The organism is Paenibacillus wenxiniae, from assembly GCF_039822605.1.
Taxonomy (GTDB): Bacteria; Bacillota; Bacilli; order Paenibacillales; family Paenibacillaceae; genus Saccharibacillus; species Saccharibacillus wenxiniae.
This window is the reverse complement of the sequence record NZ_JBCGUH010000012.1, coordinates 95,232-111,976: the sequence shown is the minus strand read 5'-3', so window position 1 is coordinate 111,976 and position 16,745 is coordinate 95,232. Positions and strand designations below refer to the sequence as shown.

Below are 16,745 nucleotides of genomic sequence, written 5' to 3'. Positions count from 1 at the left end.
TTCCAGTTCACCTCATGATGATTGCATCCAGCAATGATCTGTATTCTTCCATAACCGCACCATCGTCCAGCAATAGATCGCCAATATGATCCATCGCCAGATCGTTGATCTCGTCAGCCAGCAGCGCGGACATCGTGCCATAACGTGCGGCTACTGTTTGTAATGCGTGCTCGTCGGCATCGTCTAGCATTGCAGCCAGTAGTTCGATATGCGGCGTCTGCATCGCTTGCAGACATTCCTGCCATTCCTCTTCCAATTCCGACACGTCCAGCAGTCTCGCCGCGGATGTTGTCGCCGCGTCAGGCTTGCTCGATGTAGTTTGATGGACAAACCCGGAAGATTCCTGCTCAGCTAGCGATGATGCAGATTGCATAGTGTTGCCGTTGCCGGTTCCATATGCAATCGGCTCTGCTTCTAGCACGAAATCTTCATCCTGTCGTTGCCCCACCTGAGCCGATTGTACAGTTATAGGCTTATGTTCCGTATACACGGATGCGCCATATTCAGACGATACATGCTGCTTGTTGATCGCTAACGGGTTGTTTACGTTTATGTTCAATGATTCGCTTATATCCAATGGTTGCTCCGCTTCGTCCAGCATATGGATTGCACCAGGAACAGCCAGTTCATCTCGTTGTTCATAGTCATCAATCACTTCATTCTGGTCATCGATCGGCTCATCCGGTGGATACATCGCTTCAGCACGCACAGCTGCAATAGGAGCTTCATTCGCTGCACCTGCAACTGCGGCTTGAATCGCCGCTTCCGATGCTCCTGACTGACCTGCGTCTTGACCCACCGCTTCCGATACTCCTGACTGACCTGCATCTTGACCTACCGCTTCCGATGCTCCTGACTGACCTGCCGCGGCAGCCCATTCAGCATAAGCTTGCTCCGCCTCGTGCTCCTGACGAATCGCTTCCTTCTCCTCTTCCCGCAAGGTTAGCATATCGCGCACGACCGCTGAATCGGCCTGTAGACGTTCCAGCAATGCCGGATCGATCTCTACCCGGCGCGGTGCAGCCTGTTCTTCGGGAACGGTAAAAGCACGGCGAATATAGCGCTCGATCAGACGAGCAATTTCCGGTTCGACAGGCGGCTGAATACGTAGTCGTCCGTTAACATTTAACTGCTTGCGTAGTTCATTTTCGGTCAGCTTGACGATCCCGGTCAGAAATTCGCGTAGTGGCACATGCTCTGTCAGCGGTAAGCGACGTACCGTGCATGTACGTCCATGTCGTGTGGAATCATATACCGCGCTACGGAACAGATAGCGGTCATTTTCCCGATACACCGGTGGCCGGAACAGACCGAGCAACCGACTTCCTTGCTGACGATCCAAAAAGGCATCGATCGCCGCCAGCACTTTAGGAATATATTCGTTCATGACTTCTTTACCTTCATCGATATAGAAACGACTTCGCTCCAGATCATAATCAAGTAACGACGGTAACAGCTCCATCGGCACGTTTACAGGCGATGCTGTCAGCAGTCGCTCCCATTCCAGATCGGTCAGCTCAGACGGCACATGACGTGGAGATTGCAGCAACAGCTCTAGCATCGACTCATCCAATTCATGCACCTGTGCAAAGTCGACAATCCACGGCGGCAAATACCGATCCAGTTTGCTAAAGCGATGACGATAATGGCGCCATAGGTTCATCAGCAAACGATGTCCATCCAGCGGCTCCTGCCAACCTGCTCCATTAATCACTTCATAGCAGAGCAGGAAAATATACGATAGATCGGTGGCCGGATAACGTTCCTGACGCACCTCACCGCGCCAGTAAAAATACCAGCGCTTTTGCCGCCATGTCATACTCTCATACGTCGGCCAATAGCTCATAAATGGAACAAATTCCGCTTCTTCCTCCACCTGCGCTGCCATCTCCTGAGCACGTAGCGCAAATACATGCTCCGCACTCTGGATCGCTGACATCGAGCGTCCCATCCCTGACGAAGCCGGCTGATCAAACACCGTCGTACCCGTCGTCGTTGGCGGATACGCATCAAACAGCGGTTCCAGTGACAACAGCTCCTGCTCGGCAGGCGTCTGTTGCTCATTACGATGTATAGATGAAGATACATCCGGCTTCGGTATCAAATCAGACGCCTTCAAATGAAGCTCATCCTGGCGTGGCAATGGCTCCTCCGGTGCTGGAATGGAATACGAAATCCCATCCGCGCGCGATAATAGAATCGGCCCTTGCCCTTCGTGGCGTTCATGCCCGTTCGCTTCATCTGGACGAGCATGAGCAGAATGCGTCCCAGTCTTACCATCAGAGTATGTCCCATGAACATTCTGATCTCTATCGGCAAAGGATGATTCCAGTGATGCCGACAAATTAGGAATATCAGCATCCCCTACAATTGTGGTGTCATCGGTAAAGTTTTTCTCTACCGCGTGCACATCTGTAGACTGACCATCTGTAAACTGCTCCTCTCTCGTCCGCCCAGCAGGTGCAATCTCGATGATTTCGCGTTGCTCCGTACTCGGATGTAGAGAACTTGCAGCAGTTGCCACATCATTCGCCGCTTGTCGCCAGCCCAATCCTGCTCCAGCAGATGGATGATTCCATTTATCCCAAGCATCCTTCAATTCCGTAGGTTCGGATACTGCTGGCGGCACATATAAGCGACGCGTGCTAGCTTCGGTATGTGGCATCTCCAGCTCTGCCCCTGCATAGGCAGTATGCGGAGTGTATTCGGTCGGAGCATGCACCTCGGATGGATGTTGCTGATACTCCGGCTGTACAAATGCAGGCGGTCGCTCGACATGAATGCCCTGACGGGACAATTCTTGCAGCAGTCCTTCCATCCGTTCGGATTTGCTGCGATGATCTATCGCTGGTTTGGAAGATACTGGTGGTCGCTCGATAACCATATCTTCCTTGTTACTATATTGTTGGTTGTCGTGTTGTTGGTTACCGTATTGGTGGTCACCATGCTGCATTTGCGATGCAGACGATTCCCATTGCGGTGAATATGCTACTCGTTTGGGCACATCCATCGTTTCCGTTCGCGGTGGAATACGCAAGCCGCGTTCTTCTGTGCCCAGCTCTAGCTCGGTAAAGCCGCCGGTACGCGCCATTTGCGGTAATCCCGGCTGTGCAGCACGCCGAACCATCATCGTATACGGTGGCGGCAGCTCGGTTAATGGATGTTCTGGATCGGCAATCGCATATTCACGCACGACCGAATGGAATAGCTTGAGCAGACTCGTCTGCGCTGTACGCAGATGCGGATCATCCAGAAATTCATTTTCTGTAAAAATAGACAGTCGAATACGTGCATTCATTTTGTTCATCGCACGATACATTTTGCTGGACACATCCGCGGTCATTTGGTCCGGCTCCAGATAGATCGCAATATCGACACCACCAGGCAATACGGCACTGCGCTGACTGAGCAGGCTAACCGGTACAACGGTTAGCGAGCGATTGGAGTCAGTACCAGACTTTGTCGCTTTGCCGGTTTGTGCTTCCTGCCAGTGCGGTTCCAGCATCGATGACCAGCGCTTGCGGAGTTCAGTCAGCAGCGCTTTGCGTCCGATCAGGGCGATCTGGCAGGAAGGAAAACGTCCAATACGCTCCGCAATGAACTCACCCAGCGCATCTGCCTGCGACATCACACCGCCCAGCATCGCGCCAGATATCCCCCAGCGGCATAAAAATTCAAAATGGTCATATAAGCCGCCATTTCCGTCCGGTAATGCCAGTTCGGGGATGATCATTTCTTCCCAGGGTCCACGCAGTCGCTCAGAGCCACGCTGGATAATTTCCTGCGGTGTCAGCCGACTATTGCGCTCAATCGGCGTGCCATCTGCCATTCGCCCCATCGGACCCAGTCCAAGCTCGCGCAGCAGATCGGTTTCGACATGGTTGCCGTCTTCCAGCCGAATCATCGCGCCTGCTGAACCCATACGGCGTGATAACTCTACAGCTGGATAACGTATACTACCGATCTCAATCATCGGCAGCGCCATCACCGTACCGACACCATCTCGTTCCTCCAGCCGACCTTCCAGTAGCCAGCGAGCGTCAGTATGACTGTCCGTTTCAAATGTTGTTTCTTCATACGGAATAAGCGGCGTGGATGCAGCCATTACCTCCGTAGCGGACTCTAGCGGCAGATCATCTGCCACATCCGCCATAAAGCTCGCTTCCTCATGCTCATACCGAGCACGATCTCCTTCATACAGCGTAGCTGTCGCTACATCTGTACTTCCTGCCAGCACGGCTGCGGCATGTTTGTCCCAATACGCTTGCACAGGCGCGCCATCTTCCGTTTCCAATGTGCCTGGCAACAGCCGGAGCAGCCGAGCATACAATTTGCCTGCTTCATCAGGACGCAGCAAACATTCACTATGACCGGATGCGCTGAGCTGCCAGCGCTCCTCACCGGACAGCGTGCAGCCCATCACAAGCTGCTGGATATCCCGCGCCTTTTCCGGCTCGATGGCGTGACTGCCATACGAGATATGCAGGAAAAAGCCTCGGTCTTCCTCGAAGCTGAGCAGGGCGATATACGATTTGTCCGTGAATGATACCGGAGAAGTTAACGTCATGATGTAACCTGGCCTTTCTATTTCAGCGTAGTCAACATAATATCCCAATTATACATGAACCGTTCGCCCGATTGGTATAGGTAACGAACATATTTTCGTTATTTCAGGTAGCAGCAAGAAGCCGAAGCACTATCATGAAAGTATCACAATAGGGTTGCTCCGGCTTATTTTATCGTCCGATTTTATTAAAAAATATTTACTGTACTTGCGATGGAATCCGAAATTGGCGATATACCCATCCAATTAATTCCATTTCATCCGGTAATCCGCCTGCAAAGCCGATATAGCCGTCCGGTCGTAGGGCTACATAACCGCCGCGCTCCATCCCGTATAATTTACGTAGCTCCGCATTCGGATCATCTAAAAATGTGCTTGGACGCGGCTCAGGAAGCATAAGTGGCAGATCAGGCAATACAATGACGGTATCCATCACCGGACGCCAGCTATCTGAAATGCGATTCAGCAGCGGAATATGGGTACGTTCGTCTTCATCCCATTGCTGCGGATCTTCGGGACGCGGTAGGAGCGGCTCGGTATTAGGAAACACAAGCAGCACATGCTTTTCCCTGCTCCACCACTCCAGCTCTGCCGCTCCATTCGGAGCACGATCACCAGGTACAACCATGCCGTGCTTCCAGCTATCGCCTTGCATCACCATCTCGCTATGGCGATAGTGGATACCTGTCTCCGATAAAGCGCGTGCCAGTAAACGCTGCACGACCTGTCGTGAGGAGACAAGCGGTGCCATCGTATTGCGTGCAACTGCAAAAAGTGGGAAACGATTGAGCGCCAGTCGGGTCAACCAGCCTGTCCAGCGCAGCAAATTGCGTCCCACCGGCTCACGCTCTTCCTCATAGCTATCGAGCAGACTTGCATCGGCGCGTCCGCTACAAACGAGTGCCAGCTTCCAGCCCAGATTGAGGGCATCCTGCATGCCGGTGTTCATCCCCTGCCCACCGAGCGGAGAATGAATATGAGCGGCATCGCCAGCAAGCATCACGGCACCGGCGCGATAATGCTCCACTTTGCGCTGATTAATCCGGAAGCGTGTCATCCAGATCGGATCATATACGCGAAATTGTCCACCTGTACATTGATCCAATATATGTTGTACCTCAGATAGCGAAATATCGCGTGCTTTCCCGTCTGCCGCCGACCATGCCTTGCCGTCGTTCGATGACGGTGTTGCCTGATCCTGTGGCTGTTCTGGCGAAGCAAGGATAAGTCGATGACGCCCTTCTCTCATTGGGAAAAAGGCGGCAATCTGCCCTTGATGCAAATGAATATGCAGGCGATCCTGCTCGATAGGACCTTCCACTTTCACATCAGCCAATGCAAAATTTTGCATCATCGATACACCCGGAAAATCCATACCGAGCAGATGACGTACTCTACTATGCGCTCCATCACAACCGATAATCCAGCCTGTATGAATGCGCTCTGATTGTATTTCTTTGCGATCAATCGGCAGAGCATCTGGCATGTGTCCACTTTTTGGAGTGTTTCCATTCTTTAGCATGCTGCTATCTTCTGGAGTGCTTCCATGCTCTAGCGTGTTTCCATCTTCTAGGTTCCTTCCATTCTTTAGCGTGTTTCCGTCTGCTAAAGTTGACTCAGCCGCCAGAGTATTCTCAGCTGCTTCAGCGTCATTCGCTTGCTTGTGTACCTGCTCCACGAGCGCTGTCATTCGCAGTACAGTAGAGCTTTTCCCCTTTCCCGTGCCTGGCGATGATACACGTCGCAGATGTGGCGGTAGCACCACACGGGATGACGATGCGGCAGCAGCATTCGACTCGCTCGACTGCGCCGTGTAATGCTCCATATCGACAAGCGCACGTCCATACTCTACCTGCACACCAAGCTGGGCTAGCCGTTCCAGTAAAATCCGCTCTGTCTCATTTTGCGGTAACATTAGCACAAAAGGATACCGGCTCGGAATGCGCTCACCAAACGCAAGATCAGCAAGCTGACGGGTGCCGCTATACATCGCAGCCTGTCGAATCGGCAAACCGTGCTCTACCATTTGTGCAGATATGGACGGTTCCAGTAGCTCCAGCGTACGTGCCATCACACCGAGCGCTTTACTATGCTTAGAAGGCCCTGGCGCCTGATCGATAATACGAATAGCGAGGCCGCGCCTTGCAAGCTCAATCGCCAGCGTCAGTCCGGTTGGCCCGGCGCCGACGATCAACACGTCACAGGTGGAGGAATGTGCAGCATCGTGTAAAGAATCAAGCGAAGATCCATTGAATGACATCAGAATCACTCCTTTTCGGCTTGCCTTCTTCTGTATAGACCTATATAGAAATTGATTGAACATGAATCGTTGAAAATGGACGTTAAGCTACGTAAATGGTACCCTCAGCGCATCGAAAAAGGTAAACCTACAAAACCGCCTATAACGGTCTATCACCATCGTATAAGAACACGGTCCGTATCTCACTTCATGTCCGGATGCGTAGCAACATACAAGCTATACGCAATCGCCGGTCGCGCCATTTCGACGAATTGAAACATCGCAGATGGCACCCCTGCGCCTACTTCAAACAGCCCAATCCGTCCCTCTGCATCGATCCCAATATCCAGACCGATCTCGTGCAAACGGCCATCCAGCTGCTGCTCCATAAACGATGCCAGACGCAGCGCATACGTATGAATCCGCTGCTCCATCGCACCGCCCACATCCTCGTCAAACTGATGCTGCAAAAAGCGGTTCCATGTCGTCGTCATCTGAAATGTATGCTTGCTGTTCGTCACCTTACTCTGCGGCTCAGATGAAATCCAGACGGCACAAAAAGCGACGATCCATTCATTGTGACCATTTTTGGCAAGATGCACACGAATGTGAAAAGGTAACCCTTGCTTCGTCACACTGGTCATCAGCTTTTGCATGCAATACTTTTCACGAATAAGCATCTCCAGAAAGGCCAGCATCTGCTCTTCATTCATCCGGTGCACATACTCCTGATCAAACACCTCAAATTCATTACCCTCCATACGAATCGTAAACGCGCCCTTGCCGGAGGTGCCGCGATCCGGCTTAGCGATTACTGTCCTATGCTTATATATAAACGCAAGTCCTTTCGCCGTATCCCGTAGCGTCTGAAATGGAATCAGATACGACTTCAGCTCCTCATCCTTGCGTAGCATATTGTATGCCACCGTCTTATGCACCGACATGCCGCGCAGTGTATGGGTAAACGGAATCGTCTCCAGCTTTCGATATACGTCTGCATACTTTTGAATGCCGCGGCGACGCATACGATCGTAGATTACATCAGGATAAGTAAACTCACGCTCCACCCATTCTCCGTGCTCCAGACGGTGCCCGTGAATGCGGCGTTGCCCTTCATTAATGCCTGCCGGATAAAAATAAAAGAAGTCCGCCCCATAGCTTGCAGCCACCAGCGCATTCGCAAGCAGCAGCTCCGGCTCTACCTTCCAGCCGATTAGTAAACCAATCGTCAGCCGCTGCTTTCCAGTTGACATATTTCGCCCACTCCTTTATTCGCTTATTATGTGTACCGTTAAGCTCATCACATAAGAAGAATCATACCGATGACAACACCATGATTGTATTGGATACCGATATAGCTAATTTGCCATCGTCAACGGAATCGTGCTGTGCCGGTAGAGATCAGATTGTTCATGAGAGCGAGCCTATGTTGCTCTTATATCGTTGCTGCTACTATGCATTTTCTGTGCGTACACATGAATTTCTTGCTCATATAAACGTTCTTCTTACTCGTTTGCAGTGCCTATTCGTATATCGTTCATCTACAAAAACCCACGGTTCATGACCAAACAGTACACTTCCCTTTGTAGCGTACCTGTCAAGAGCATGATAGAGCAATACATGTTCAGGAAACTATAGGATTTTACAAATCGGTTCGTTTCTGCTCTGCGAGTTGCCGGAGTTACGGAATGCTTCGATAACTTCATTTTACAACTCTGTTTGTTGCTGTTCTGCCCTTGCAGCGACATGCAGACTGTACGCGATCGCCGGCAATGCCATTTCCACAAAATGAAAGAGCGCAGAAGGAAGACCTAGCCCCGCTTCAAACAGCCGAATACTACCCTGCTCAGTCAAGCCGATATCGAGTCCAATTTCGTGAAATCCGCCTTGCAGCTCCCCGTCCATAAACTGTGCCAGTTGAATCGCATAGCGCTGAATATGACGATCGGTAGCCCCGCCCAGTTTCTCATTCAAATGCTGCGCTAAAAACTTCTCCCATGTGGGCGATACACGAAACGCATGCTCACTGTTCGTCACCTTGATCGACGGATGGAGCGACAGCGAAGGGGAGCAAAAGCCTACGATCCATTCCCCCTGACCATTTTTGGTCACATGCACACGAATATGAAACGGAAATCCCTGCGCCGTCACGCTTGGAATGAGCTGCTGTACACAGTATCGTTGTGGAACGAGCATTTGCAGCATGTCCCGCATCTGCGCATCGTTTAAGCGATGCACATACTCCTGATCTGACACCTCGATCCAACCTTCCTTCACCTGAACGACAAACATCCCTTCACCCGAAGCCCCTCTGTCCGACTTGAGAATGACCGATTGGTATTCATGAATAAACGCGAGTGCAGCATCTGCATCGCGTAACGTTTGAAATGGAATCAGATAGCGCCGTAGCGTCTCGTCTTTGCGCAGCATATTGTAGATGATCGATTTGCGTCCCCATCTACCACGCAGCGTGTGGGTAAAAGGGACATGCTCCAGCTTGCGATACACTTCGGTAAAACCGGACACCTCGCGCCGACGCATCCGATCATACACGACATCTGGATAAGCAAACTCCCCTTTTTCCCATTGCCCATCATTCAAATGCATCCCTTGAATCCGCTGCCGTTCCTCATCGACACCGGATGGAAAGAAATAATAAAAGTCTGCATGCAAACTGGCTGCCGATAATGCACAGGCTTGCAACATAGCTGGCTCAATATCCCAACCGACCAGCAAAGCGACGACAGGTCGACGCTGCTGTACTTGCATAGATGTCACCCTTTCACGATAAACATGTATCATTATGTGCAAATAGCTCGCTTTTCATAAACGAAGAGCGAGCTATTCCTGTAAACTAATTGGTAGTTGTGTCTGTAGTTGTGTCTGTAGTTGTTCCAGACAGTGTAGTGATGATATATTGCTGAGCACCGATGCGAATGCTTTGCAAGTTATTCGTATTCGTCCCCGCAGGCAATGCCAGACTGACTTCATATGGATATACCTGCTGTAGCTCGGCTGCGGTTAGCTCAAGCGAAGCTGGCGCCTGAACACTATTCTCGCTACCCGATGTGTCCGCTGTGCTGGATGAAGATCCAGCTTGATCGGTTGCGCCAGATGATCCGCCTGTTGACGAAGACGCCGGATCGGATGAATTCGTCTTGTCTGTAGCGCTATTAGACGATGTACCCGATGCGTCCATTTTGTCTGTAGTGCTAGACGATGTACCTTTAGTAGATGACGTTGATCCCACTTCGGTTCCTTTGGATGTTTCGGAGCTGGTCGAACGATCATTGCTCGAAGTTGAGCCAGATTCGCTATCTGTCGATTCAGCCGATTCCGATGTACCACATGATAACTGCGGGTCTAGCTTCTCATAGTTGATCTGCTGACCGTCTTTTAAAAGCAGTGTCGCTTTTTTCGGTTCAAAGGCGACGCATGGCTCCATCATTTTAAAATGGAACACAAGACGTGCGCGTTCTGTTCCGTTTTGGCTATTTTGTTTATCGGTTGTACCGGCAGCATCGTTAGCTGATCCGCTGTCCGAGCCGGTATCAACGGAATTGGAAGTGCTCGCTCCATTATCAGTCGTTCCTGTCGCCGACGAGGAGACCAGCGTAATGGTAGGAGCAGCGGAAGCAGCAGCTACCGCATTGGAAGCTGTGCTTCCATTGGTGCCAGCATTGTCGGCATTGGATGACTGCCCATTACTGTCAGAGGACGTACCACTACTGGAACGGCTGGAACTTAATGTTACCAGTATATCCGGCAGTTCATCCGGGTTGATGACAGGTGTCGGCTGCGGAGTCGTTTGTGGCACAGTTGCCACCGTCTGATTACCGCCAAACACGTTCACAAAATAGACCGATAATCCGCCTATCGCACCAAGCCCGAGTAGCCCAGCAATGATCAACATCGGCATCCGGCGACGATTGCGACGAAGCCACTTTTGCCACGGCGTAGCCAGTTCATCCCTAGCGCGATCATAGACGGCAGCTAAGGCAGGCTTGTTGGCAAGTGCACCCTGCTTGAGCGGACTACGCCGAAATGCTTCGCGATCATGCTTACGGAAATACGACAGAATCGCTGCTTCATACGCCGGCACGAAGCGTGGTTTACCACTTAGGCCACGCGAACCCGTCGTCTCCCGGTTACGGTCATTGCTACGCTCGGTTGTGCGCTCACGGCGGCGTTCTCCTGTAGCTCCATCATTGGATATCATAAAAGCAGGCTGACCATCTGACCATGCGAAAAAGTCATACATCGTCTGTGGAGAAGGGGCTTGCTTACGCACTTCATCCACCAGTGTAGAATAATCGAGATCATTCACCGTCGAACTGTACGCAAAAGCAACTGGCAGACGCTCAAAACGTCCATTGCGAATATCTTCGCCCAGCCAGGAGCGTCCAAGCTTCTGCACCTCGTCCTTCTCAGCAGGCGGCAGCTTGTCCATCTCCTCGATCCAATCTACATCCATACTCGTCGCACTGTCATCAAACCAGCAATACAGCAATTGAAGCGCGCGCTTCTTGCCATTCAAACGACGCTCTGCCCTGGACGGATCTTCATCGCTTGGTAACGGGTATCCGAGAAAATCCGCTTGTAGCAAGCGACTACGAGTCAGCGTCGACCATTCCAGTTCACTTAGCAAAATACGCTCTGTCACCACGCGCATCTGTTCGCCTATACCGGATTGCCGCCATGCCTGTTCATTCACATCTGGCTGTTTGCCGGATTCTAAACGATCCAGTAAGCGGAACACTTCGCTTGCCGCAGCCAGCATATCACGGCTACCGCGTAATGCTTCCATAAATGCCTGTCCTGCTTGAAGACGATAATCGTCCAGCTCAAGTAGTTGTGGGTAACGGCTGCCCCATTCAGCGGTAAGTCGAATCACATCCTCCACCGAAGCAGCCTGACGAAATTTGCGCTCGATCAGCGGTGTGAGCAGCTGTGCAGCTAGCTTCGGCTGACCGCCAACAAACTTAAGAAATTCCTCATATAGCGGCGGATACTTTTCCAATAAAGCATATAGTGCCTGTACATCTGTACCTTGCTGACGACTAACCGCACTATGAATAGCGAGTACAAAATAATTTACAATTTTGCGCCCGGTATGCTGTGGATCAATCTCATAATAATCGGCAAATGCACTCGCTACGGCTGTCTCCGGTACTTCTCCAGCACGTACACGATCAAACTCACGATCAAAGCGCGACAGAAACAGATCATTCAGACGCATCGCCGTTTCCAGCGCACCTTCCGGACGCAGATGACGAAGCAACGTTTGCAAAATTTGCGCACGATGACTGCTATACAGCGACTCATCTCCTTGCTCCACACGATACAGCATCGTCCACTCATCATATTGCGCGGGATCAGGCAACGCTTCGGATGCGGCATCGATGCCTGCCTGCCCATGATCGGCAAATTCTTGTAGTTGTTTCAATTGATCCGGGCGAGTTAGATGTTGCCACGCATAATCGATATACAGCTGTCCGGCTTTGCCTGCTTGAGCGGCTTGAATACGACCGCTACTCAGGTCAAAAATGTACTCGCGCTCCAAATTCCGATCTCCGGCGCGAATCGAGCCACTTTCAACGAACAAAATCTGCATTCCTTTGCGGCTTTCCGGTTCTTTCGCATAGGTCGTAAAACCAAGCCGACGGCGAAACGCATACGGCAATGCCAGCATGAGCACATGAAGCAGACGATTCGCTTGCACCGGCAAATCACGCACGGGCACATTGAGCGAAATATACACTTTACGATGACGATGAATCGCCGACATGACCGCACCTAAGAGCTGGCGAAATAACGTTTCATCCAGCCCAAGCTCAGTCAGCACCGCCTGTGGATTCAGTACAGGGATCGAAGGGCGCACCGGCACCTCCTCCAGCTCATCCAATTCTGCACCTTGCTCGGTATCGTATTGCTCACGGAAATCAGCATGGAGCCAGCGGTCATAGTGATGCACCCATTCTTCGCCACGCACAGCAGGAATCACATAGTTATGTGTAAAAAAGGCGCTGCGCAGTCCCGTAAAATCGGTCGGCACATACACGCTCTGTCCAAGCACCAGATCACGATTATCCAATCGCACGAGCTGTAGCGCTGCTGGATAGAGCGAAGCGTCCTTTTCGCCCTGCGCCTGTAGCTCGGTCGGAGCATCATAGGCGCACAGCGGATGAATATTCTTTTTTATAAAGGAAAGGTCAAGACCGGGAGAACGAGCGACTGTATCATAGCCTTCCGTCGTGCGGAAAATCCCGTTCTTCTCGCGTGTGTACAGCTGCTGCTGAATACGAGCATCCGAAACTAGATTCAAGTCTGTCGTCTCCCTTCGATATAATTCAATTTGTATAGAAGCCAGATGAACGGCTCATCGACACGGATCGGGCTAACGACGCTTTGCAGCTTCTGCTCTACCGGATTGCTGCCCAGCGCAGAAACGGCAAAATACGCGGTATCTCGGAAATACACATCCATTGTGCCTTTAAAAGGACGATCCACACGCTCAATAAAGCGGCGAATCTCACCATCGATATTTTCATATTCGTCCAGATCGAAATGCCCGCGATGCACGACATTGTGGAAAATATTGCTGTTCGACTTGATATATTCGCCATCGTCGCCACGCAGCGATTCCAGCATATCGCTTTTTGTGAGCACGACCGCGGTAGGGATATCGGTTTTGCTGTCTTCCTGATGGGCGATAAAGTCGCTGAACAGCGTCAGCACTACATCGCGTGGCTCATCATAGCGCGATACCCATTCGCCACGTGTATCGCCCAGCTTCAGCCGGATACGATCACGGATGGAACGAATTTGCAACGGATCGATCATGAATAGAATGCCAGCCGAGTTTTTAATATGCTGACCGTGCAGACCGAGATAGTCCTGATCGACCATCCCCTCACCGGCCACATCGAAAAAGACGAGCGTCAGCGGCGGCTTCGATTCATCGCGAAATACAAATTGGAAAATAAACGGCTCCTGCATCCGCTCTTTTTGTGTCGAAGCGAGTAGATCACCACGTTCGAACAATGGCTCTTCGTAGTTCATACGGAATTTGCGACTAATTTCCGTCGTCAGTGGCATACATGCCGCATCAAAGCGATCCGCCGTCGAATTTTGCAGCGTATGAATAAGGGCGGTCATATAGACCGATTTGCCGACCTGTGAAGCGCCAACGATAGAAATAATATTACTCGGCACCTTACCTGCCGTCACCGGAAGCTCATTGTGACAATGCGGACATAGGCGGCGCCGTGTTACTTCCCCGTAGCGATCGTTCAGTCCGACCAACACCTGATCCGAATAAATACGATGTTCCTCTGGCACATCCTGCGGACGCAATACCGCCTCCATATCATGGATCGTATCGAGTCCAAAACGAGCACGGTAGCGATTCAAACGCGCATCTTCACGCAGTGCATAATCCTCGTCATCCTCGCGATGATGACTTGCCCGAAACTCAACCTCATCCGGCTCGAACTTGTTAAAACAATACGGGCATACAATATCGTAATATAGCGGTCTGGGTTCGGATTCCGGCTTACGTTTAAACCAGTCGAAAATGTTCATATCCCCCAACTTCCCCCTACTCCAAAATTAATTCGTATAGTTGTCCATAGGTACGCCCATCGGTAAAAAAGAGACGTACATATTCATTTTTACCAATCTCAATCGCTGGCAGCTCGGTGCGTCCAGCACGAAACGGCTCGGCGAATGGGTAGACCACACCATCCTCACGGCTGGTAGGATAACCGCCGTCCTTTTTCACATAACAGAGCACATCACGTTCTACCGGAACTTCGGCGTGTACTTCGATCCGCACCGTTTTGCGTTTGCTAAACCAGCCTGTTTGCTGGCGAACGGAATAACGGATTTTCGCCTTGCCTGCGCTCAGTTCTACGACATTACCGCCATCATGCTGACGCACAAGCATCATTTCGCCATTCTGCTCCACCGCCAGATGAACACGGTACGCCACCTTGCCAAAATGATCCAGCCGTTCGCGATAACCGTTCGTCGCCTTGTACTCTTCACGTGTATACAGCTTAAATGTACGGTGGGCAGGAAATGAATCGGAGGCATGTTCTGCTGTGGAAGCTTCGCTATGATCCATATAATCTGCCGCCTGACTGACGGCTTCTTCTTTACTATTCAGCTTTTCGATATAGACCGCTGCCGCATCGCGAGGCCATAACCAGCGCAACATGCACCAGCCTTCCTCTGCCTGCGCCGTTAATCCACGAATCACCTGCTCATCTCCAGGTTCGGCGTCCACATAACGCATCGCACCCTCCCCTTCCTCTATACGCGTTTATCTATTGTGTCATTGTATGCTGCACTTGTATGGTGTACGTGTACCATCCATTGTAAACCAGAATGAGTCGGATACCTAACTACAATGATCACGTATGGACCGCTAGATACAATGGCAGGGCAGGAATGCTCCCTGCCCTGTGTTCATCGTGTTTGTTTGTAAGGAGCTTTAACTTCATCCAGCGCTTATTTATGCATCTTCTATCCCACTCTACGTGTACACCATTGCTGCAAATATGCGCTCCAGCCAGGCTCATCGCAATGGGCTACATGGGATCGTTCATTCATTTCGATCTGCGTGATTACCGTTGAAACGTGCGACCACTCTCGCCTGGGCGTCTGCGGCGTGGTGAGCCGGACGTGCTAACAGGCGGCGGGGGTGCGTCATTGCGGCGAATCATACGTTTGTTATTTTCTCCGATCGGCACGATCAGCGTGAACAGCGAGAGGATCAGCGCCATTAACATAATCGCGAAGAAACGAATCACACTGTCTGTCCATGACCAATCGGTTTTGCCGATGCCCCATTCAAGTAGCAGACCTGCCAGCAGACCGCCCACACCGCCACCGATACCGAAGCTACGCGCCAGGAAACGATTGTCGAACATCAAGCCCAATCCAACACCGAGCAATGCACCGAGTAGCATCATAAGAGCGACATGCAAAATTTGATAATACAGATTGCTGTTAAACGGCTCGCTGCGCTCTGTGACGAGTGTGCGTTTATCGAGTGTATTGTAGATTTGCTGGAACGTCTGCGTCAGGTCAGTTGCCTGTGCAACGCCGTAATATTGACCGCCTGTTTGCGAAGCGATCTCGGTCAGCAGATTCTGACCGCCATCTGCGGCAAGGCTCAGACCGACCGTATTGATCACAATGCCACGATCACGGTAAGGCTGTAGTGAAGACATATCCAGATCGCTATATCCGTCAGATAGCATAATGACCGTTACTCCACGATTCGCTTGTTCCTGCTGTGTAATCTGATCCATCGCCGTGCTCAGCGCAGCAGTGAAATTCGTTCCACCTGCACTCACATTCAAGCCATCAATGACCGTATTAATCTGCTGCCGTGAAGCGCTATTCAGCTCGGTCAGTGGCAATGCGACACGCGCGTCACCGCTAAATTCAATAATACCGACACGCATATCGTCCTTCATGGAATTGACCATGTTTTTCACAGCCTGATAGCGCAGGTTCTGCGGATCGGTCTGCGTCATGCTACCGGAATTATCCACCACCACGACCACATCTTTCACTGTACGTGCCCCATTAAAATCAAGCTGGTACAGTGCCTCAGCAGCAATTCCGCCGATTAGCATCACGACCAGTGTTGCCGGTACGAGCAGCTTCCACGAAATATCCGCATACCGCTGACGCCATGAAGCACCATTTAGCTTCGGTGAAATCATCTCTGCCAGCAAACAGAAAATGCCGACCATCAAGCTAATAATGCCAAAATAAATGCCCATCAATACGACACGCGGCATCCGATCAAGATACGCATGAAGCAGCCATTCGCTGAAAATAAACCCGAGCGCCCCACCGATCAGACTGAAAAATACGAGAAGCCAATTGATCTTTCGCTGCATCTGCGGCTTCACCCCTTTCTAA

8 protein-coding genes are annotated in these 16,745 nt (G+C 51.2%); all 8 read right to left on the bottom strand.

Features of this window, described 5'->3' with window-relative positions:
• Positions 1-7: 7 nt before the first annotated feature.
• The 8 genes from AAHF22_RS18510 to AAHF22_RS18475 all read right to left on the bottom strand — a co-directional run bounded on the left by AAHF22_RS18510 (position 8) and on the right by AAHF22_RS18475 (position 16,723).
• Positions 8-4,567: a TerB N-terminal domain-containing protein gene (locus AAHF22_RS18510; RefSeq protein WP_347326510.1), complete on the bottom strand. Its 4,560-nt coding sequence runs from the start codon at positions 4,565-4,567 to the stop codon at positions 8-10.
• Between the two features lie 196 nt (positions 4,568-4,763).
• Positions 4,764-6,824 (bottom strand): FAD-dependent oxidoreductase, encoded by a 2,061-nt coding sequence (locus AAHF22_RS18505; RefSeq protein ID WP_347326509.1) that lies wholly within the window; start codon positions 6,822-6,824, stop codon positions 4,764-4,766.
• Positions 6,825-7,006: 182 nt separating this feature from the next.
• A complete protein-coding gene (locus AAHF22_RS18500; RefSeq protein ID WP_347326508.1) occupies positions 7,007-8,056 on the bottom strand; it encodes a YheC/YheD family protein in 1,050 nt (349 codons plus the stop codon).
• A 454-nt stretch (positions 8,057-8,510) separates the two neighbouring features.
• Positions 8,511-9,572, bottom strand: coding sequence for a YheC/YheD family protein (locus AAHF22_RS18495; protein ID WP_347326507.1), 1,062 nt, complete (start codon positions 9,570-9,572; stop codon positions 8,511-8,513).
• Between the two features lie 85 nt (positions 9,573-9,657).
• Complete coding sequence (locus AAHF22_RS18490) at positions 9,658-13,128, bottom strand: GAP1-N2 domain-containing protein (RefSeq protein ID WP_347326506.1); 3,471 nt, start codon at positions 13,126-13,128, stop codon at positions 9,658-9,660.
• A complete protein-coding gene (locus AAHF22_RS18485) occupies positions 13,125-14,387 on the bottom strand; it encodes a TRAFAC clade GTPase domain-containing protein (protein WP_347326505.1) in 1,263 nt (420 codons plus the stop codon). The genes AAHF22_RS18490 and AAHF22_RS18485 overlap by 4 nt, the downstream gene beginning before the upstream one ends.
• A 16-nt stretch (positions 14,388-14,403) precedes the next feature.
• On the bottom strand, positions 14,404-15,102 hold the full coding sequence (locus AAHF22_RS18480) for a beta-mannanase (protein ID WP_347326504.1): 699 nt from the start codon (positions 15,100-15,102) through the stop codon (positions 14,404-14,406).
• A 331-nt stretch (positions 15,103-15,433) separates the two neighbouring features.
• Positions 15,434-16,723, bottom strand: a complete 1,290-nt coding sequence (locus tag AAHF22_RS18475; protein ID WP_347326503.1) for a vWA domain-containing protein — start codon at positions 16,721-16,723, stop codon at positions 15,434-15,436.
• Positions 16,724-16,745: the final 22 nt, after the last annotated feature.